A 20270-nucleotide genomic window follows, 5' to 3' on the forward strand; every position below is an offset into this window, starting at 1 on the left:
TATTGTTACTCCACCATCTTAACCGGTATGGCCTGCAGATCCCATTTCCAGCGCTCCACAGAGTCGGCAACAGGGATCATATCAATACAATCGACCGGGCAGGGTTCAACACAGAGATCGCAGCCGGTACATTCATCGGCAATCACCGTATGCATTTGTTTTGACGCACCGACGATGGCATCAACCGGACAGGCCTGAATACATTTGGTACAGCCGATACATTCATCTTCACGGATAAAGGCCACCCTTTTGATGGCGACTTCCTGCGCGGCATTCAGCGGTTTGGCTTCGACGCCTAACAATTCCGCTAATTTCTTAATGGTTGCCTCACCACCGGGGGGGCATTTATTAATGTCATCGCCATTGGCGATGGCTTCAGCATAAGGCCGGCAACCAGGGTAACCACACTGTCCACATTGGGTTTGCGGCAGAATATCATCAATCTGCTCTACCAGTGGGTCGCTTTCGACTTTAAAGCGGATTGCTGCATAGCCGAGCAGTGCGCCGAAAATTAAAGCCAGGGTACCTAACGCCAGTAATGCATTGAATAAGGTCATAGCGCTTTCACCAGACCACTAAAGCCCATAAAGGCCAGCGACATCAGACCGGCGGTAATCATCGCAATGGCCGCGCCTTTAAAGGGTACTGGTACGTCAGCGGCGGCCAGCCGTTCACGCATGGCAGCAAACAGGATCAGCACCAACGAGAAGCCGACTGCCGCACCAAAACCATAGAGGGCGGAGTTAATAAAATTATGCCGGGCGTTGACGTTTAATAAGGCGACGCCAAGCACCGCGCAGTTAGTGGTGATCAACGGCAGGAAGATGCCCAGTAAACGATATAATCCCGGGCTGGTTTTATGCACTACCATCTCCGTAAACTGCACCACCACGGCAATCACCAGAATAAAACTCAGAGTGCGTAAATACAGCAAGCCCAAAGGCGCCAGTAAATAGCTGTCGACCAGATAGCTGCAAATCGAGGCCAGGGTTAACACAAAGGTTGTCGCCAGCGACATACCAATAGCCGTCTCCAGCTTACCAGACACCCCCATAAAGGGGCAGAGGCCAAGAAATTTGACCAGTACAAAGTTATTCACCAGTACTGTGCTGATTAACAGCAGCAAGAATTCAGTCATAAGGGTAAAGTACTCAGCATAGGGCCTATATTATGCAAGCTTGGGCTAAGGCTTACAACCTGATAAAACAAAGGGTTTTACCTTGCAGTAAAACCTTGGTTGTAAAGCAATACAGACTGGACTACAAAGGTTGCGGCTTGCCGATGTAGTAACCCTGGGTGCCATCGATAAACAGCGACTCCAGCATATGTTTTTCTTCCTGAGATTCAACACACTCGGCAAAGACGCCGACACCGATACGGTGTGCCAGGTCGATCATCAGGCGCATAAAGTATTGATTGTTTTTGTCGTTATCAATATGACGGGTATAGCTACCGTCCATTTTAACGTAATCCGGTTTCAGGTCACGGAAAAACTTGAAGGAAGTGATACCAACACCGAATTTCTCTACGGTGATCCGGGCACCGGCGCGGTGCACCATATCGATAAAGCGTTTACTGGTTTTCAGGTTCTGCTGCAGACCAAATTCGGTCACTTCAAATACCAGCCGTGAGGCAATATTGGCATCCTTTAACAAACGCCGCTCTAGCCAGATATTAAATTGGTCATCGTGGACAGTACGTGGGGACAAGTTAATACCAAAATACTGGTCTTGCATACTGCGCTCTTTGATTGTCGTCAGCGCGGTCTCAATAATCATCCGGTCAACTGAAATAATTTTATCCAGTTTTTCTGCCATCGCTAAAAAGGATGCGGTAGGTAAAATCTGATCTTCGTGCGTTTTAAAGCGCACTAAAATCTCGGAGTAGGCCTTGGCCGCGCGACTGGAAGGCTGAATGGTTTGCACTAACAAGCTGATTCTGCTGTTCGCTAACACCTCTTCAATCACATTGCGCCAGTTCTGGTTGCCGTAGCTGTTGCTGGCATTTTCCAGACCGCTGCTGTCTTTCTGCAGATGCCAGGCGTTAGGCTGTTTGGTTTGCGCCAGGCTAATCGAGGTATCGGCTGTTGCCAGCAACTCCCCGAGCGGTTTACCGGCTTCGTAACTCACCAGGCCGGTATAGGCAACAGACTCCAGCTCCGCCAGCTTCTGGAACTCGTTAAAACGACTTTGCAGCTGCAGCGCAAAATTCTCCGCTTCTTTTGGCGTGACATGAGGTAACAGCAAACCAAAATCGGAGCTGTTCAGCCGATATAAACGCGCATGCTTATAGGTTGCGATGGTTTTCTTGATAATTTCCGCGACCTGGCTGACATAGTTGTCACCTTCCTGGAAGCCCCGGCTCTGATTAATACTCTGTAATTCGGTACAACGGGTAATAGCAAAAATGCCAAATTTATTTAAGTCTTCGTTTTGGCTAAGTTCGTCATAGCCTTGCACAAAGCGATTACGGTTCGGCAGGCCGGTTACCGGATCTTTATAGGCTTCCTCGGCAATTTGCTGAGCGTCGGCTGTCATTCTTTCATATTGCTGGCGGGTGTGTTGTGCCAGGCGCTGTAAAGCCTGAGCAAGATCAGAAAACTCCGCCGGGAGCTTCCGAAAGGCATGAACATCCGGTTGCTGTTGATTCAGGAAGCCTTCGATTGCCTGATTCACGGCCGCGCTGGTGCGAGTGTATTTATGCTCCAGGCTACTTTTAACAAAAAACACGGGCACCCAGCCTAATAACAGTGGCAATACCAGCAGTAGCCAGAAAAAGCTTTGTAGTGGCGCCAGAATTTGCTGCGGGTTTAACTCAAAGCGTACCACCAGCTCTTGCGCTTCATCTCTGACATACTGTGACGCAAAGTTATGTCCGGTCAGATTTAATAGCGCATGCAGCAGACTGCTTTGACGTTGAGGGTTGTTATACTCGTAAAGAATAGTGCCATCAGTTTTGCTGATCTGCAGACTGTTTAATGGGAAACTGCGTTCAACCTGACGGCTGAGTGCTTTACCATCTACGCCCACGTGTGAGATCAGCACCTGTTCCATGGCGAGCTTGGTTTGTACTTCCTGTTGCTGCAGTAAATTTTTACTCTGGTGTAAGAACGCAATCATTAAAAGCAGGATTAACAGCAGGGCAGAGACAAGTTGCGCGATAAGCAGTGTACGAAAATTTTTGATCATGCTAAGCCACCTTCAGAGCCAAGTTCCTGTGCGCAGGTCGGGTATTCCTTAATCACTTATATTAAAGCAAAAAAAACCTTAAAAATAAATAAATAACCAAAAAGGCTGATTTACGCGATGAGTGACACAGAAAAGAATGTGGCTCCCCAGACTGGACTCGAACCAGTGACCTACGGATTAACAGTCCGCCGCTCTAACCAACTGAGCTACTAGGGAACGATAAGTGCCTTTAAGGCTGATAGTGAAGTGGCTCCCCAGACTGGACTCGAACCAGTGACCTACGGATTAACAGTCCGCCGCTCTAACCAACTGAGCTACTAGGGAACAAAAATGCTGTTGAGGAAGTGGCTCCCCAGACTGGACTCGAACCAGTGACCTACGGATTAACAGTCCGCCGCTCTAACCAACTGAGCTACTAGGGAACAGCATTCAACGGGGCGCAATACTAATGCCAGCACATCAGCCTGTCAACACTTTGACTGCGGGATTTTCAGCACAAAGGTTCACTTGCATAGAGTTTCGCCATTATGCTGCTTTTGACAGCATTCTTGGGCGCCAGAATGGTGTGATTTTCAGAAAAGACAACCGCTGCTACAGATAAATTTGTTGTGCAGCGCTCGCCGGTAAAGGGGTGGCAAAAGTTACTCACAGAAGCTGTGGATAACTCTGTGAGTTATCAGTTATCTGTTGCAGCCAAGCCTTGATTCTGCTGCGTTTGGCTGCGGTCAATAGCTTTGCGGCAAAAAATTATATCATTAAAAAACAATAATTTATTCTTTGCGGCTTCAGATTGGAGGTGGATGATTAGCTGATTGTTGGTTAAAGCGGCGATTTGCCGCTATTGTGCACTTTTTTGCTTATTGTCGGTCGTAACGTTAATACGGGCATGGTGCTGGACGGCGAACTTAACTACAATAGAGCGCCCTTATCCCTCAGTGTATAAAATGTCAGAAAGTCGGCTTCAATCTCAAAATCCGCTATTAACAGCTGCTATGTCGCCTTTGCTGCAACGCCTGACCTGGCCGGTACTGGGCGGTATGCTGACGATGATGAGCTTTAATCTGGTTGATACCTTTTTTATCAGCTTATTAGGTACCGCACAGCTGGCGGCGATCAGCTTTACCTTTCCTGTTACTTTTTTACTAATCAGCCTGGCAATAGGTTTAAGTATCGGTACTTCAGCCGTCATTGCGAAGGCGCTGGGAGCCGGTTTAGCTGATACGGCTAAAGAAGACAGTCTAGCTGCTTTATGGTTAGGTGCCGCGCTGGTTAGTGTGCTGGCGCTGATTATCGCCTTTTACCTGGAACCATTATTTAGTTTACTGGGCGCCACTGACACGACGTTGCCGTTTATCCGGGAATATATGCTGATTTGGCTGGCAGGTTCAGTGCTGCTGGTTACGCCAATGATTGGTAATGCTATTTTGCGCGCAGCGGGCGAAACCAAGATCCCCAGCTTAGTGATGGCGAGTGGTGGTTTGGTCAATGCGGTGCTGGATCCCATCCTGATCTTCGGTTTAGGCCCGGTGCCAGCCATGGGTATGCAGGGGGCGGCACTGGCGACCGTGTTCTCCTGGTTAACGGGTTTTATTTTTATTATTTATTGGCTGGCAGTGAAAAGAGGTCTGCTTGATCGTTTCTATTTGCCGCTATCGCTAGCACTGCCGATCTGGCGGCGCATCTTGCATATCGGTATGCCGGCCGCTGTGGCAAATATGCTGACGCCGATAGCTATGGCGATACTGATGGTAATCATTGCGTCCTATGGTCCGGAAGCGGTCGCTGCGCTGGGGGTTGGTATGCGGCTGGAAAGTATTGCCTGTCTGGTGGTGCTGGCGCTCTCGATGACCTTACCGCCGGTTGTCGGGCAAAACTTCGGTGCCGGCTTGTTGGGGCGGGTGCAACAAGCCTACTTTACCGCTTGCCACTTTGTTTTAAAGTGGCAAGCCGGCGTCTTCCTGTTACTGGCGCTGCTGGCTTATCCGATAGCGGCCTTGTTTACCCAGGATCAACAGGTTGCGACCTATATCCGCTATTTTATCTGGTCATTACCGCTAAGTTATGGCTTGCAGGGCGTAATCATCTTAACCAACTCCTCGTTCAACGCTTTACATTTGCCAGCGAAAGCAATGATATTGAGTTTGGTACGGTTTTTTGTCTGTTATATTCCGCTAGCCTGGCTGGGAGCAAAAATCGCTGGGGTGCCAGGATTATTTATCGGCGCTATGGTTGGCAATTTACTGACCGCCAGTCTGGCCTATTATTGGTTTAAGCAGGTTATACAACGTTATCAGTAAGGAATTATATGTCGCGCGCTTTTGAACTTGTATCCGACTATCAACCGGCCGGCGATCAACCTGAAGCCATTCGTAAATTAGTCGAGGGTCTGGAAGACGGACTGGCGCATCAGACCCTGCTTGGGGTAACCGGCTCCGGTAAAACCTTTACTATGGCCAATGTGATTGCCAAAGTAGGGCGGCCGACGCTGATTATGGCGCATAACAAAACCCTGGCCGCGCAATTGTATGGCGAGATGAAGGCGTTTTTCCCGCACAATGCCGTCGAATACTTTGTTTCTTATTACGATTATTACCAACCTGAAGCCTACGTACCCTCGACAGATACCTTTATTGAAAAAGATGCCTCGATCAATGAGCATATTGAGCAGATGCGTTTATCCGCCACTAAAGCGCTGATGGAGCGCCGCGACGTAGTGATTATCGCATCGGTATCCGCGATCTATGGTCTGGGTGATCCCCAGTCCTATATGCAAATGTTGTTGCATCTGAAGCAGGGCGATATCGTCGATCAGCGTTTTATCCTGCGTCGCCTGGCGGAGCTGCAATATACCCGTAATGATCTGGCCTTTGAACGCGCCACTTACCGCGTGCGTGGTGAAGTGATCGATATCTTTCCGGCGGAATCGGATGATATTGCGGTAAGGGTTGAGCTGTTCGATGAAGAAATTGAGCGAATTAGCTTATTTGATCCTTTAACCGGTGCTGTTGAGAAAATTGTCACCCGCTTTACGGTTTATCCAAAAACGCACTATGTCACGCCACGCGAAACCATTTTAGCGGCCGTCGAGCAAATTAAAGTCGATTTGGCTGCCCGGCGTCAGGAGCTGTTAGCCGCGAATAAATTGCTGGAAGAGCAGCGGATCGCGCAGCGCACGCAGTTTGATATCGAAATGATGGTCGAGCTGGGTTATTGCTCAGGTATTGAAAACTATTCGCGCTATTTGTCGGGTCGTGATCCCGGCTCGCCACCGCCAACGCTGCTGGAATATTTCCCGGGTGATGGCCTGATGTTTATTGATGAGTCGCATGTCACCATTTCACAAATTGGCGCCATGTATAAGGGCGACCGTTCGCGCAAAGAAAACCTGGTGAATTATGGTTTCCGGCTGCCTTCGGCTCTGGATAACCGGCCGCTGAAATTTGAAGAGTTTGAAATTATTGCACCGCAGCGGATCTATGTGTCGGCAACACCGGCGGCCTATGAGCTGGAACACTCGGCCGGTGAGGTGGTGGAGCAGGTGGTGCGGCCAACCGGCCTGGTCGATCCGGAGATTGAGATCCGGCCGGTGGCGACCCAGGTCGATGATTTGATGTCGGAAGCGATGCAACGGGCAGAACGAAATGAGCGGGTATTGGTCACCACCTTAACCAAAAAAATGGCCGAGGATTTAACTGAGTATCTGAGCGAACATCAGATCAAAGTACGTTACCTGCACTCAGATATTGATACCGTCGAACGGATGGAAATTATCCGGGATTTACGGCTGGGCGTGTTTGATGTGCTGGTGGGTATTAACCTGCTGCGGGAAGGCCTGGATATTCCGGAAGTGTCGCTGGTGGCCATTCTGGATGCCGATAAAGAAGGGTTCTTGCGCTCAGAACGCTCGTTAATTCAAACCATCGGTCGGGCGGCGCGTAACCTGAGTGGCCGCGCCATCCTGTATGCTGATCGCATCACCGACTCCATGCAGCGGGCGATTTCGGAAACGGAGCGGCGGCGGGCCAAACAGCAAGCCTTTAATGCCTTGCACGGTATTGCCCCGCAAGCGATTAAAAAGAAAGTGGCCGACGTGATGGATCTGGGGCAGGCACCTCAACCGATGGATCCGAAGCTAAGGCAGGTGGCGGAGCAAAGCCGGTTGCGGCAGGGCAAAACGCCGTATCAGTTACAGGCGGAAATTAAGCAACTGGAGCAAAAAATGCTGCAGCACGCCCGTGATCTGGAGTTTGAACAGGCAGCGGCGTTACGGGATCAGATCCACCAACTAAAGCTGTTATTGCTCGAATTACCGGCAGATTAAGGTGTGATTGCTTAAAGTCTAAACGTTTTCATAGGGTTATTCAGTTTTCATTAAGTTGCAACGCCTAAGATGCGCTCAGTTGCACGAAACCAACGGAAAACTGACTAAGTGAGGTCATCTATGAAACGTACTTTAATCGCAACCGCCTTATCTTTGTGCTCTGCCGGCGTACTGGCCAATAGCTTCCAGCATCAGACTAATCTGGACTATCAGTGGGGCGATATCCTGAATGCCGACCTGCGCTCTTACAATTTGTCACACCAGTTCTATTTAAACCCGGTGCAGGCTGCGAATAATATGCCACTGGCAGAAGCTGGCTTTTTAAGCCGTAGCAGCAGCCTGCTGTTTGGCTACAGCTATAACCAGTTCGACTTTGGTAATCTGGGCAAAACCAGTTTAAGCGGTTGGAGTCTGGGTGGTGAATACCGTGATGTTAGCCATAACTTCTATGCCAGCTTATTATGGACTGAACTGAACAATAGCGATGATCGCGTGGGTCAGGCAAGTCTGGGTTATTACCTGGATCCAAGCTGGTTGCTAAAACTGGATGTAGAACACCTGCGCCCGGATGGCGATGGCAGTGTTACCCAGTACGGTGTGAGCACCAAAAAGTTAATGACGCTGGCACATGGCGATTTTATCAGTGTTGAAGCCAGCTATATGGATCAGGCCAATAGCTCACTGGGCCGTTTCGGTGTCGCGGGTGATTACTATTTTGGTCGTAACCTGTCACTGGGACTGGCTTATGACTGGACCAGCAAGGGCGTATTTAATTCTGAATCTGACGCCTTTACGGTTCGCGGTCAGTGGTATGCGATGCCAAATCTGGCGTTACGCGCTGGTGTAACCTTTGATAGCCTGGAAACCGGCGACGATCTGTACCATCTTGGTGCCAGCTTCCGCTTCTAAGCTGCTAAACCTTTGTTGCTGATATTAGGGGCCATGCTGGCCCCTTTTTTATACCTGTTATACCGATAAGCCCCAATCATCGCGGGCTTGCCGCGCCAGGGTTTCCTGAAATTGCGGTGCTGCTATCGCGATCAGCGCTTTCGCCCGTTCAGTTAAACTGCGGCCACGCAACTGGGCGATACCGTACTCCGTCACGATATAGTTGACGTGGGCGCGGGTCGTCACCACACCAGCACCAGGAGTCAGCAAGGAGCTAATGCGGGAAACCTTGCCACCCGCAGCGGTAGCGGGCAGGGCAATAATAGCGCGGCCACCTTCAGATAAACTGGCGCCGCGGACAAAATCCATCTGACCACCGACACCGGAATAGATCTTAGTACCGAGTGAATCGGCACAAACCTGACCGCTAAGATCAACCTGCAGCGCACTGTTAATCGCCACCACTTGCGGATTCTGGCGGATCACTGCCGTATCGTTGGTGTATTCCACATCTAAAAACACGACCTGTGGATTGTCATCGACAAAATCATACAAGGCTTGTGAGCCCATCGCGAAGGTGGTGACAATCTTACCGCGGTGCTTTTTTTTGTTTTGATTGGTAATGACGCCTTTGGCAATCAGTGGCAGTACGCCATCGGAAAACATTTCGGTATGGATCCCCAAACGCTGGTGCGATCCGAGGCAGGCCAGAGTCGCATCCGGGATAGCACCGATGCCCATTTGCAAACAATCACCATCGCGGATCAGGCTGGCAACGTGCTGGCCAATTTGCCGGGTCACCGGATCCAATTCCGCCGGCAGATGCAGCGGCATCGGTGCACTAAACTCGACATAGCGGTCAATTTGGCTTAGGTGAATAAAAGAATCGCCATGGGTACGCGGCATTTGCGGATTAACCCAGGCGATCACTTTTTTCGCCATTTGCAGCGCAGCACGGGTGGCTTCGACCGAAATACCAAGACTGCAATAGCCATGGTTATCTGGCGGCGAAACCTGGATCAGGGCCGCATCCAGCGGCTGTTCGCCACTGCGGAATAGTTTGGGAATTTCCGATAAAAAAATCGGTACATAGTCAGCCTGGCCGCACTGAATAGCGCTGCGGGTACTGCTACCAACAAAGAAACAGCGCTGACGCAGATGGCCCTGTAGCTCGGGCTGGCACAAGATTTCGCTATGTTCAGTATGTAGCTGTAGCAGAGTAAGGTTTTGGTAGCGTGGCGCCAGTTTCGCCAGGGCCTGTAATAAGAACCATGGCGTGGCGGCCATAGATTGACACCAGATTTGCTCATGATCGGCGAGGATACTTAAAGCCTGTTCGGCGGTTTCGCAGCGCATAGGGTCTCCACTGAGCGGTAAAGCCCCAGTTTAGCTGTTTTTGCGCGGCGCAAAGCTGATAACGATCAAGTCGCAGCCATAAAAAAGCCCCGCACGGGGCGGGGCTGTTTCGAAAAGCGACAATTACTTGTTAGCTTTCTTTTCTTTTTCTTTGGCGATAACCACTTCAGCCACGTTGTTTGGACATGGTGAGTAGTGATCGAATTCCATTGAGAACTGACCACGACCAGAAGTCATAGTACGCAGGTGGCTGATATAACCGAACATCTCGGCCAGTGGTACGTGCGCTTTAACGCGAACGCCCATAGCGCCTGATTCCTGGCCTAAGATCATACCACGACGACGGTTCAGGTCACCGATCACGTCACCGATGTTGTCTTCTGGTGTGAAAACGTCGACTTTCATGATTGGCTCTAACAGCTGTGGACCTGCTTTCGGCATAGACTGACGGAAAGCGCCTTTAGCAGCGATTTCGAACGCGATAGCTGATGAGTCAACAGCGTGGAAACCACCGTCGAACAGCTCAACTTCAACGTCCAGTACCGGGAAGCCTGCCAGAGGACCAGTAGCCATCATTTCTTTAAAGCCTTTCTCGATAGCCGGGAAGAATTCCTTCGGAACGCTACCGCCCACTACGGTTGACTTAAAGGTGTAACCGGTATTCACTTCGCCCGGACGGATGCGGTAGTCGATCTTACCGTACTGACCAGAACCACCAGACTGCTTCTTGTGCGTGTAGCTGTCTTCGATTTCACGGGTAATGGTTTCACGGTAAGCAACCTGTGGTTGACCCACAATCAGCTCAACGCCATAAGTCCGCTTCAGGATGTCAATCTTGATATCCAGGTGCAGTTCACCCATACCTTTCAGGATGGTTTCGCCAGAATCCTGGTCAGTTTCAACGCGGAAAGTTGGATCTTCAGATACCAGACGGCCGATAGCCACGCCCATCTTCTCGATAGCGCCTTTATCTTTTGGCTGTACTGCGATAGAGATTACCGGCTCTGGGAATACCATTGGTTCCAGCGTACAAGGGTGTTTCACGTCACACAGGGTGTGACCGGTTTGCACGTTTTTCAGACCGATCAGCGCGATGATGTCACCGGCTTGAGCCGTGGTTAAGTCGGTACGGTCGTTAGCATGCATTTCTACCATCCGGCCAACGCGCTCGGTTTTACCGGTGAACGAGTTCAGAATGGTATCGCCTTTGTTCAGTACGCCTGAGTAGATACGGATAAAGGTCAGGGCGCCGAAACGGTCGTCCATGATTTTGAACGCTAAAGCACGGAATGGCTCGTCAGCAGAAACGATAGCGTACTGGCCAGTTTCGTTACCTTCTTCGTCAGTCAGTGGCTGTGGATTAACTTCAGTTGGCGCTGGCAGATATTCAACTACGCCATCCAGCACCAGTTGCATACCTTTGTTTTTGAAGGCTGAACCACAGAAGGTTGGGAAGAATGCCAGATCACGGGTACCTTTACGGATACAACGCTTAACGTCTTCAATTGAAGGTTCTTCACCTTCCATATAAGCCATCAGCAGTTCGTCGTCCATTTCCAGCGCGGTTTCGATCAGCTGTTGACGGTACATTTCAACGTCATCAGCCATATCAGCAGGCACGTCGGTTACAGTGTAGTTTTCAGGGATACCTGAATCATCCCACACGTAAGCTTGCTTGGTTAACAGGTCAACCACACCTTTGAAAGTTTCTTCACGACCGATTGGTAACACCATGATAAGTGGGTTAGCACCCAGTACTTTTTTAACCTGTTCAGTTACACGGATAAAGTCAGCACCGATGCGGTCTAATTTATTAACGAAAATCAGACGAGATACTTTAGCGTCGTTCGCGTAGCGCCAGTTGGTTTCTGATTGTGGTTCTACACCACCAGAGCCACAGAATACGCCGATACCGCCGTCCAGAACTTTCAGTGAACGGTATACTTCTACGGTGAAGTCAACGTGACCCGGGGTATCGATAACGTTGAAACGGTGACCTTTCCAGTAACAGCTTACAGCCGCTGACTGGATAGTGATACCGCGCTCAGCTTCCTGTTCCATAAAGTCGGTAGTCGACTCACCTTCGTGAACTTCGCCCAGCTTATGGATTTTACCGGTTAATTTCAGGATCCGCTCAGTGGTAGTGGTTTTACCGGCATCAACGTGCGCGAAGATACCAATGTTTCTATATAAGGATAAATCTGCTGACATAGTAGTCTCTATAAGCTAGGGTTTGAAAATTAGGGCGACAATATACAGGATTTTTTTTCAGTTTGCCCGAAAAAAAATCAGTGAAATTTGTTAAATTTCTATGTAACTGTCAATTCTTCGGCACGCTGTGTTATTCGACCAGCGTTGCCCATAAATCATATTCATCCGCATGTTCTACCACCGCCTGCACCAGTTGACCTGGTTTTAGGCTGGTTTCACCATTCAGATACACCGCACCATCAATCTCCGGCGCATCAGCAAAACTACGGCCAATTGCGCCTTCGTCGTCCACTTCGTCAATTAGCACACTGATGGTGCGGCCGACTTTAGCTTGCAAGCGCTCAGCACTAATCGCTTGCTGTAGCTGCATAAAACGATGGTAACGCTCTTCTTTTACATCCTCTGGCACCGGATCCGGCAGCTCGTTGGCTTTGGCACCGTCGACCGGGCTATACTTAAAGCAGCCAACCCGATCCAACTGCGCTTCTTGCAGCCAATCCAGTAACAGCTGGAAATCTTCTTCGGTTTCACCCGGGAAGCCGACAATAAAGGTGGAACGGATAGTCAGATCCGGGCAAATTTGCCGCCATTTCTTGATCCGCTCCAGTACCTTTTCCGCCTGTCCCGGCCGTTTCATCAATTTTAAAATCCGTGGGCTGGCGTGCTGGAACGGGATATCCAGATAGGGTAATACTTTACCTTGCGCCATCAGAGGAATAATGTCATCGACATGCGGATAGGGATACACATAATGCAGCCGCACCCAAATGCCCATTTCGCCCAGTGCTTCGCACAGCGATTGCATTGAGGTTTTTACCGGCTGACCATTCCAAAAGCCCGTGCGGTGTTTCACATCAACGCCATAGGCACTGGTATCTTGCGAGATAATCAACAGTTCTTTTACGCCGGCGTTTTTCAGGCGCTGCGCTTCATCCAGCACTTCACCAATCGGCCGGCTGACCAAATCACCACGCATTGACGGAATAATGCAAAAAGTACAGCGGTGATTACAGCCTTCAGAAATTTTTAAATACGCATAATGCTTCGGCGTCAGTTTTACACCGTGGTCCGGCACCAGCATGGTAAAGGGATCATATTTCGGCTTCGGTACAAACTCATGCACCTGTTTTAACACATTCTCATAACTGTGCGGGCCGGTAATCCCCAGCACATTAGGGTGCACTTCACGAATTTCATCTTCCCGGGCGCCTAAACAGCCGGTGACAATAACCTTGCCATTTTCCGCCAGCGCTTCGCCGATGGTGTCTAAGGATTCCTGCACCGCAGAGTCAATAAAACCGCAGGTGTTCACGATCACCAGCTCGGCGTCGTCGTAGCTTGGAACGATATTATAGCCTTCAGCTTTAAGTTGGGTCAGGATCCGTTCTGAGTCGACCAGGTTTTTCGGGCAACCGAGCGAAACAAAGCCTATTTTGCTGCCAGTACCATTGCTGTCTCGGGCGGCTAAGGTTTTGGCCGGGGTATCCAGGGTTGTGGTCTGGCTGGGATCGAATGTCTGAACGCTCATAGTTGCCTGTGCAGGGTAAAGGAAAAACCGGGCGCGCATTATACCTAAAGCGCGCTAAAGATACAGAGAGTATTGTTTAAAAAGTCAGCGATAGCGCTTTTGCGCTTTGCGTTTGCGCTCGGCTTCGCGTTCGGCTTTCTCTGCCGACTTTGCCGCTTCTTCGGCCTTGGCGTCAATCAGCTCCTGACTCACCATCTCCGGTGTTTCCAGCGTAATGGGGCCAAGGTTGCCGGCTCGCAGCTCCGTAATCAGGATAGCACCGGCTTTTTCTAAATCGACCACGCCGCCTTTACGCATGGCACCGCGGCGCATGCCGATCGCATCCAGCAGCGCCAAATCGTTCTCTGGCTGCTCCGTCAGTCCGAAACGTGTCATCACTGCTGACGGATAGGCTTGCAGCAGATAGTCGGCGGCAAAGAGCGCGATATCGGCATAATCAAAAACCGTGTCTTTGATGGCGCCGGTCACCGCCAGCCGGTAACCGCAGGTCGTCGGGCTAAGTTTGGGCCATAAAAAGCCCGGCGTGTCGGTTAAGATCACGTTATTTTCCAGCTTGATCCTTTGCTGTGCCTTGGTCACGCCGGCTTCGTTACCGGTTTTGGCGATAGTACGCCCCGCCAGGGTATTGATCAGCGTGGATTTGCCGACATTGGGGATACCCATAATCATCGCCCGGGCGGCACGCACTTCCAGATTACGTTCCGGCAGCATGCTATTGCAAAGCTCCAGCAGGGCTTTGATTTGTTCCGGTTGCTGTTGGCTGATCGGGATGGCGCGGACATTTTTTTGCTCGGCAAAATAGTCAACCCAGCGCGCGGTGAGGGCAGGATCGGCCAGATCGGCTTTGTTTAATACCTTGATACAGGGGGTATCTTTGCGCAGTTGCGGCACCAGTGGATTCTCGCTGGAAAAGGGGATCCGCGCATCCAGCATTTCGATAATAATATCGACCTGTGGCATCACCTCGGCGATTTCTTTGCGGGCCTTGTGCATATGGCCCGGAAACCAGTTAATTGACATGAGGTATCCTGTATAAGGTTAAAATTGGTCCAGCAGTTCGCGCCGGTAATCTGCTGGGTCCAGCTTAAGTCCCAGTTCGGCTATCTGCTGTTGTAATTGATTAGCGGCCAGATTTAGCTCTGACATCATCAGCGTATTATCGTCGAGTTGCCAGATCAGCCTGGAGCCGGCATAGCTGTATGCCAGTATCAGCAGTGCGCTTGGGTTATGCTGTTCGGCCGCCGCCTGGATTGCCCGCAGCTTGCGCTGAATTAAATTCAGCTCGTGTTTCAGATCCCAGATATAGGCGACTTCGCTAAAGTAGGGGTGGCGCTTTAGTTTTTTTAAAGCGCTGCCAACCAGGATACAGCCGATAACGACCCCGGCGAAGTTTAGCCAGAAATTAGAGCCGCTGCCGTCCGATAGCAGGCTGATCAACAGCGTCGAACTGGCAAGGCTGACAATCAGCAGCGCCAGTATACTTAACACCGTAATCCGGTTCAGACGTTTACGGTATAGCGCTTTATCAATCACTTTTAGTTGCATAATGTTCCTAGACTACTCGATGATGCTGGCATCAGAGCGTGCCGTCGCCGGATCAAAACGGCGGATCTGTAAAATAATGCCCAGTTTAGGATGATCCAGATAATGGATTTCGCCACTGATTAAGCGCCGGCTTTGTTTTACGTTAATGCTTTGCAGGCTGTTAGCCTGAGGGCGGCGCAGGTTAAAGTCGGTATTTACAAACAGATAACGATCCAGATGTAAGCGAAACAGGCCATCCAGCTGCCAGACCTGAGACGGTAAATTAGCTGCGCTTTGCTCCAGCCGCCGCTGTTCGTCTGTGCTGCTTTCCGGCTGGGTCAGCGCCACTCCGGCCGCCAGTTGTTGCCGTCGGCTGGCGATCTGGGCCAGTAAATCGGCTTCCTGCTGCTCTTCCGTGGCAAACGCCAGATTGCTGTCCACTTCACTCGTCAGCGGCTGGCCCCAGTAATCAAATTGCTGGCTAAAGTTTTTGCCGGCAAACCAACGGCTGGGGATCGCCCGGCGCTCTGTTACCGGTGCCTGACGCCACACCGTATGCAGTAATATCTGATGCTGGCGCTGCCGTCTTAAGCGGTTAACCACCTCATTAAGCTGAAAGGCGTTTTCGTCAGCCAGATAGGGCACCGGCTGATGCAGGCCTTCGCCAAAGATCCGTACCGGCAGTTGTTGCGGCCAGTATTGATGTGGGGTGGCTTGTTCCAGCGCAGCAGCCAACAAGGCATCAGTATTGTCACTCGCAAGCGGCGTCTGTTCTGTCGGTTGCGGCGTACACTCTGCTGCTGGTTCAGCTTCGCCCGGGATAGCTAAGCCGGCCGCATCGACAGCGTCTGACGTTTGACATTCAGGATCTACCGGCAGCGGGATAAAAAATTGATCTGTCAGTAAATCGATATGCCGCCCCAGTCTGATTGGGGTGACTTGGGTAGGGAAATGTTCTTTCAGCGCACTGTCGCCGGTGCGTTCAAAAATAATCATTTCTACCTCAAACCAGCGTTCGTTGGCTTGCAGTGTCAGGGCGTTGACGAGTAAACAACTGCCAAGTAACAGCCGAAATTTCATTAATGTCCCACCTTATGTTTGGCCAGTTCGGCCAGCATATTACTGATAAGTTGTAACCGATCTTTGTAGTCCGCTGCGGCAATAGTAAAACGCAGCTTTTGGCCCTGTTCCAGCTTGAAGATCCGCGACTGAGTCTGGATCAGCTGAATAATATAGGCCGGACTCACCAAAGTCCGCTCGGCGAATTCTAGCACACCACCCTTGGCATTGGCTTCAATCCGTTTAATGCCTAGCTCCTGTGCTAACAATTTAAACTGACTGAGCTGTACCAGGTGTTTGGCCGCGTCCGGTAATAATCCAAAGCGGTCGATTAATTCCACCTGAACCTCATCCAGTTCCTGCTCATTGCGCACGCTGGCCAGCTTTTTATAGAACGACAAGCGTAAATTGACATCTGGAATATAACTATCAGGTAATAGCGCCGGGATCTTTAAATCAATTTCTGTTTGCTGACTAAGCAGGCTATCTAAACTGGGTTCACGGCCGGCTTTTAAAGCGTGCACGGCTTCTTCCAGCATTTCCATATAGAGCGTAAAGCCAACCGCTTCAATCTGACCGCTTTGCTCGTCGCCCAGCAGTTCACCAGCCCCGCGGATCTCCAGGTCGTGGGTAGCCAGCGCAAAGCCAGCGCCGAGATCTTCGAGGCTGGCAATAGCCTCCAGCCGCTTCTCCGCGTCCTTGGTTAAACGCTTCGGTGGCGGCGTTAACAGATAGGCATAGGCCTGATGGTGCGAGCGACCGACCCGGCCCCGTAACTGGTGCAGTTGCGCCAGGCCAAAGTTATCGGCGCGGTTAATAATAATGGTATTGGCAGTGGGGACATCGATACCGGTTTCAATAATGGTCGAACACAGCAGCAGGTTATAACGCTGATGATAGAAATCGGCCATAATCTGCTCCAGTTCGCGTTCGCGCAGTTGGCCATGGGCAATCGCGATATTGGCTTCCGGTACCAGCTCCAGCAAATCGCTGGCCATTTTCTCAATGCTGGCAACATCGTTATGCAGAAAGTACACCTGACCCCCGCGCAGGATCTCCCGCATAATGGCTTCGCGTAACAGACCATTTTCGAACTCGCGGACAAAGGTTTTCACTGCCAGCCGTCGGGCTGGCGGTGTGGCGATAATGGAGAGGTCGCGCATGCCAGACATTGACATATTCAGGGTGCGCGGAATAGGGGTGGCGGTCAGCGTCAGGATATCGATATTGGCACGCAGCACCTTGATCTTTTCTTTTTGCCGCACACCAAAGCGGTGTTCTTCGTCGACAATCAGTAACCCCAGATCGGCAAACTTAATATCGTTTTGCAGCAATTTATGGGTACCAATCAGGATATCAACCTTGCCTTGAGTCAGATCGTCAAGGATCGCCTTTTGCGCTTTAGGGCTAACAAAACGCGACAGCACTTCAACCCGTACCGGCCAGTTGGCAAAACGGTCTTTAAAGTTTTCAAAATGTTGTTGTGCCAATAGCGTGGTGGGCACCAGTAGCGCGACCTGTTTACCATCGTTAACTGCCACAAAGGCGGCGCGCATCGCCACCTCGGTTTTACCAAAGCCGACATCACCGCACACCAGCCGGTCCATCGGTTGTGGTTGCTGCATATCGTTTAGTACCGCATTAATCGCATCTAACTGGTCGGCCGTTTCTTCAAACGGGAAGCTGTCGGCAAAAGCCGCGTATTGCTGTTGATCCAGTTTAAACGCATAGCCCTGGTGCGCCGCACGCTGGGCATAGATATCCAGCAATTCTGCCGCGACATCACGCACCTTTTCGGCAGCTTTTTTACGGGCTTTCTCCCAGGTATCGTTACCGAGTTTGTGTAGCGGTGCATGCTCGGCATCGCTACCGGAATAGCGACTTAATAAATGTAACGAGGTCACCGGCACATAGAGCTTGCTGCCACCGGCATATTCAATGGTAACAAACTCAGCGCTTATGCCGGCGGCGTCTAATACCTGTAAACCCTGATAACGGCCAATACCATGTTGTAAATGCACAACCGGCTGACCAAGGCTCAGCTCTGCCAGATTACGGATAATGGTATCGGAAGAGATTTGTTGGCTTTGCTTGCGGCGTCGGCGTTGGCTGATTTTCTGGCCGAACAATTCATTCTCGCTGATCAGGGCCAGCGGCTTATCCAGCTGCAGCAGGGCGCCTTGCTCCAAATTACCAACCATTACCCCCAAATCATCTTCGGCCTGCCAAAAGGCCGTAAGGCTGGGGTATTCGCGCAAGTGCACTGCTGCTTTGTGCAATAGTTGCAGTAAACTCTCGCGCCGGCCTTCACTTTCCACCAGGAACAGCGCCCGGCCTTGCTGCTGTTTTAGCGTGACTAAAAAACTGAGTAAGGCTTCCAGTGGCTGTTTCAATTGATGATTAATATTTAGTGCCGGCAGCTCCGCCACGGGTAAGTTGTGCATGCCAGCTTTGGCGGGGAGCGCAGCCCGACTCAGTTTAGCCCGGGGTAAGTCTTTTAACAGTGCGAACAGTTCATCGACCGCCAGATAGAGTTCTGCTGGAGGCAAAATGGGCCTTAGCAGATCGATAGCTCTATCCTGATAGCGGCGTTTTAGTTCAGTCCAGAACTGCTGGGCGCTATGTTCTATGTCACCACAAATCAATACCCGGCTATCGGCCGGCAGATAGGAAAATAAGCTACTGGTACTTTCGGCAAACAAGGGTAAATAGTACTCGATACCGGCCGGCAAAATGCCCTGGCTCACCTGTTGATACAACGATTCTTTTTCGTTGCGGGCGGCAAAGCGCTCGCGGTATTTTAGCCGGAAACGCTCGATGGCGGCTTTATCGGTCGGAAATTCATGCGCCGGTAGCAGCGCGATCTGTGGCACCTTATCTAAGCTGCGCTGGGTGTCCGGATCGAAGGTGCGAATGGCATCAACTGCATCGTCAAAAAAATCAATCCGATAAGGCGTAGTGGCGCCCATCGGGTATAAGTCCAGCAGGGAGCCGCGCACCGAAAATTCGCCGTGTTCCATAACCTGTTCAACATGGCGGTAGCCCACGGCAGTGAGCTGCTGTTTTAAGGCTGTCAGATCGGTTTGCTGCTGTTCGCGGATTAAAAAGCTGTGTTGCTCCAAATGTTCACGCCCGGCAATCCTAAGCAGTAAGGTGCTAACCGGTACTATGACTAAAGCGTGCTTTAAGCGCGGTAACCGATAGAGGGTTTCCAGTCGCTGCGAAATAATATCCTGATGCGGTGAGAACACATCATAGGGCAGGGTTTCCCAATCCGGTAAGGTCAGTAACGGGCACTGGCTTGGTTGCAAAAACACCGCCAGCTCCTGCTCCAGACGCAGGGCAGCAGGGGTGTCTTGCACGATAAGTAGCGTAACCCCGGGCTGTTGTTGCAATAATTCGCTGATAAAAAGAGGTAGGGCGGCGCCCGTTAACTGGCCCAGGCTTTGCGGTTCGCTGGCGTTGACCAGGGCAGGAATAGTCGAAAAAAGCTGCATCTGAAGTTTAAACCTGTTATTTCTTAAAAACGGGGCGGGTCGCGGCTATTGCCAAATCACGAGCCCCGGCTTGCCGGTTGCTTGCTTACGTTAAGCGCTTGGGTTTCGTTCAACGCTCGGCGGCTTTTTGTTTCAGTTGCCGGGCTTGTTGTTGCAAACTGGCGCGAACCAGCAGTTCGCGGTCTTCGTCCCGGATCCGCATAAACACAACCTGAGTCAGATAGCCGTTTGCATCAGGCTCGCAACTTAGCACCTGCCCATAGCAGAACACAGCACCGGCATTGTCGGCCAAAAACAGTTTGATCTCCAGCACCGACAGCGGCACTAGTGCTTCCCGTGCCAAAAAGGTCAGGCCGGCACCACCATAGCTTAGCGTCTGGTAGCGATACTCAGCCAGATCCTGTTGCCGCAGCACATAATGTAACAGCAGATCGAGCTTATGCGCCTGCTGCTGCAGATAGTGCGCCAGCTCTTCTGCCAGTTCGCCCAGTCGCTGCAAGGAGCGCAGGGCGCTGATATTTAGCTGCCCGATATTACCGGCTAACAAAAACGGCTCCGGAATTGCCGCCTGAAATTGTGTTTCATCCGGCAGTGGACTGTGCGTCGGTTGGATATTGATGGCGATGGCGTGTTCCACTTTAAAAAACTGCGAAAAGGCCTCGCTCAATTGCTGCAATTCGGTGTCCATGGTTGTTACC

General features: G+C 51.0%; 14 protein-coding genes and 3 tRNA genes. 3 read left to right on the top strand and 14 right to left on the bottom strand.

Features of this window, described 5'->3' with window-relative positions:
- Nucleotides 1–5: 5 nt before the first annotated feature.
- The 6 genes from rsxB to AEST_RS07585 all read right to left on the bottom strand — a co-directional run bounded on the left by rsxB (nt 6) and on the right by AEST_RS07585 (nt 3610).
- A complete protein-coding gene (gene rsxB / locus AEST_RS07560) occupies nt 6–557 on the bottom strand; it encodes an electron transport complex subunit RsxB (RefSeq protein ID WP_008608220.1) in 552 nt (183 codons plus the stop codon).
- Nucleotides 554–1138: an electron transport complex subunit RsxA gene (gene rsxA / locus AEST_RS07565; protein ID WP_008608221.1), complete on the bottom strand. Its 585-nt coding sequence runs from the start codon at nt 1136–1138 to the stop codon at nt 554–556. The genes rsxB and rsxA overlap by 4 nt, the downstream gene beginning before the upstream one ends.
- Before the next feature lie 121 nt (nt 1139–1259).
- Nucleotides 1260–3188 (bottom strand): EAL domain-containing protein, encoded by a 1929-nt coding sequence (locus tag AEST_RS07570; RefSeq protein WP_008608223.1) that lies wholly within the window; start codon nt 3186–3188, stop codon nt 1260–1262.
- 139 nt (nt 3189–3327) lie between these two features.
- Nucleotides 3328–3404: transfer RNA gene (locus AEST_RS07575), tRNA-Asn, on the bottom strand.
- Between the two features lie 31 nt (nt 3405–3435).
- A tRNA-Asn gene (locus AEST_RS07580) sits at nt 3436–3512 on the bottom strand.
- A 21-nt stretch (nt 3513–3533) separates the two neighbouring features.
- A tRNA-Asn gene (locus tag AEST_RS07585) sits at nt 3534–3610 on the bottom strand.
- Between the two features lie 570 nt (nt 3611–4180).
- On the opposite strand from AEST_RS07585, the gene AEST_RS07590 reads away from it, so the two are divergent.
- From AEST_RS07590 to AEST_RS07600, 3 genes are all read left to right on the top strand, one after another.
- The gene (locus AEST_RS07590; protein WP_008608224.1) at nt 4181–5485 is read left to right on the top strand and encodes an MATE family efflux transporter; all 1305 of its coding nucleotides are present in this window, start codon (nt 4181–4183) and stop codon (nt 5483–5485) included.
- A gap of 8 nt (nt 5486–5493) precedes the next feature.
- On the top strand, nt 5494–7509 hold the full coding sequence (gene uvrB / locus AEST_RS07595) for an excinuclease ABC subunit UvrB (RefSeq protein ID WP_008608225.1): 2016 nt from the start codon (nt 5494–5496) through the stop codon (nt 7507–7509).
- Nucleotides 7510–7629: 120 nt separating this feature from the next.
- Nucleotides 7630–8418 (top strand): putative porin, encoded by a 789-nt coding sequence (locus AEST_RS07600; RefSeq protein ID WP_008608226.1) that lies wholly within the window; start codon nt 7630–7632, stop codon nt 8416–8418.
- Between the two features lie 57 nt (nt 8419–8475).
- On the opposite strand, the gene AEST_RS07605 is transcribed toward AEST_RS07600, so the two are convergent.
- From AEST_RS07605 to AEST_RS07640, 8 genes are all read right to left on the bottom strand, one after another.
- Nucleotides 8476–9753, bottom strand: coding sequence for an acetyl-CoA hydrolase/transferase family protein (locus tag AEST_RS07605; protein WP_008608227.1), 1278 nt, complete (start codon nt 9751–9753; stop codon nt 8476–8478).
- A 123-nt stretch (nt 9754–9876) separates the two neighbouring features.
- Nucleotides 9877–11964 carry an elongation factor G gene (gene fusA, locus AEST_RS07610; RefSeq protein WP_008608228.1) on the bottom strand — a complete coding sequence of 696 codons (2088 nt, stop codon included), beginning with the start codon at nt 11962–11964 and terminating at the stop codon, nt 9877–9879.
- A 130-nt stretch (nt 11965–12094) separates the two neighbouring features.
- Nucleotides 12095–13492: a 30S ribosomal protein S12 methylthiotransferase RimO gene (gene rimO, locus AEST_RS07615; protein ID WP_008608229.1), complete on the bottom strand. Its 1398-nt coding sequence runs from the start codon at nt 13490–13492 to the stop codon at nt 12095–12097.
- 84 nt (nt 13493–13576) lie between these two features.
- Entirely contained in the window at nt 13577–14512 is a 936-nt protein-coding gene (gene ylqF, locus AEST_RS07620) for a ribosome biogenesis GTPase YlqF (RefSeq protein ID WP_008608230.1), read from the bottom strand.
- Between the two features lie 18 nt (nt 14513–14530).
- Nucleotides 14531–15037, bottom strand: a complete 507-nt coding sequence (locus AEST_RS07625; protein ID WP_008608231.1) for a DUF3087 family protein — start codon at nt 15035–15037, stop codon at nt 14531–14533.
- Between the two features lie 12 nt (nt 15038–15049).
- A complete protein-coding gene (locus AEST_RS07630; protein ID WP_008608232.1) occupies nt 15050–16096 on the bottom strand; it encodes a CsiV family protein in 1047 nt (348 codons plus the stop codon).
- Nucleotides 16096–19572 carry a transcription-repair coupling factor gene (gene mfd, locus AEST_RS07635; RefSeq protein WP_008608233.1) on the bottom strand — a complete coding sequence of 1159 codons (3477 nt, stop codon included), beginning with the start codon at nt 19570–19572 and terminating at the stop codon, nt 16096–16098. The genes AEST_RS07630 and mfd overlap by 1 nt, the downstream gene beginning before the upstream one ends.
- Before the next feature lie 109 nt (nt 19573–19681).
- The gene (locus tag AEST_RS07640) at nt 19682–20260 is read right to left on the bottom strand and encodes a PilZ domain-containing protein (protein WP_008608236.1); all 579 of its coding nucleotides are present in this window, start codon (nt 20258–20260) and stop codon (nt 19682–19684) included.
- Between the last annotated feature and the right edge of the window lie 10 nt (nt 20261–20270).

Origin of the sequence: Alishewanella aestuarii B11 (assembly GCF_000280055.1) — a bacterium.
GTDB lineage: Bacteria > Pseudomonadota > Gammaproteobacteria > Enterobacterales > Alteromonadaceae > Alishewanella > Alishewanella aestuarii.

What these genes read in the sequence shown, in the direction of transcription:
- AEST_RS07600 (WP_008608226.1), top strand. Translation starts at nt 7,630, where the DNA reads ATGAAACGTACTTTAATCGCAACCGCCTTATCTTTGTGCTCTGCCGGC.
- AEST_RS07605 (WP_008608227.1), bottom strand. Translation starts at nt 9,753, where the DNA reads ATGCGCTGCGAAACCGCCGAACAGGCTTTAAGTATCCTCGCCGATCAT.
- ylqF (WP_008608230.1), bottom strand. Translation starts at nt 14,512, where the DNA reads ATGTCAATTAACTGGTTTCCGGGCCATATGCACAAGGCCCGCAAAGAA.
- AEST_RS07625 (WP_008608231.1), bottom strand. Translation starts at nt 15,037, where the DNA reads ATGCAACTAAAAGTGATTGATAAAGCGCTATACCGTAAACGTCTGAAC.
- AEST_RS07640 (WP_008608236.1), bottom strand. Translation starts at nt 20,260, where the DNA reads ATGGACACCGAATTGCAGCAATTGAGCGAGGCCTTTTCGCAGTTTTTT.
- rimO (WP_008608229.1), bottom strand. Translation starts at nt 13,492, where the DNA reads ATGAGCGTTCAGACATTCGATCCCAGCCAGACCACAACCCTGGATACC.
- rsxA (WP_008608221.1), bottom strand. Translation starts at nt 1,138, where the DNA reads ATGACTGAATTCTTGCTGCTGTTAATCAGCACAGTACTGGTGAATAAC.
- mfd (WP_008608233.1), bottom strand. Translation starts at nt 19,572, where the DNA reads ATGCAGCTTTTTTCGACTATTCCTGCCCTGGTCAACGCCAGCGAACCG.
- AEST_RS07570 (WP_008608223.1), bottom strand. Translation starts at nt 3,188, where the DNA reads ATGATCAAAAATTTTCGTACACTGCTTATCGCGCAACTTGTCTCTGCC.
- rsxB (WP_008608220.1), bottom strand. Translation starts at nt 557, where the DNA reads ATGACCTTATTCAATGCATTACTGGCGTTAGGTACCCTGGCTTTAATT.
- fusA (WP_008608228.1), bottom strand. Translation starts at nt 11,964, where the DNA reads ATGTCAGCAGATTTATCCTTATATAGAAACATTGGTATCTTCGCGCAC.
- AEST_RS07590 (WP_008608224.1), top strand. Translation starts at nt 4,181, where the DNA reads ATGTCGCCTTTGCTGCAACGCCTGACCTGGCCGGTACTGGGCGGTATG.
- uvrB (WP_008608225.1), top strand. Translation starts at nt 5,494, where the DNA reads ATGTCGCGCGCTTTTGAACTTGTATCCGACTATCAACCGGCCGGCGAT.
- AEST_RS07630 (WP_008608232.1), bottom strand. Translation starts at nt 16,096, where the DNA reads ATGAAATTTCGGCTGTTACTTGGCAGTTGTTTACTCGTCAACGCCCTG.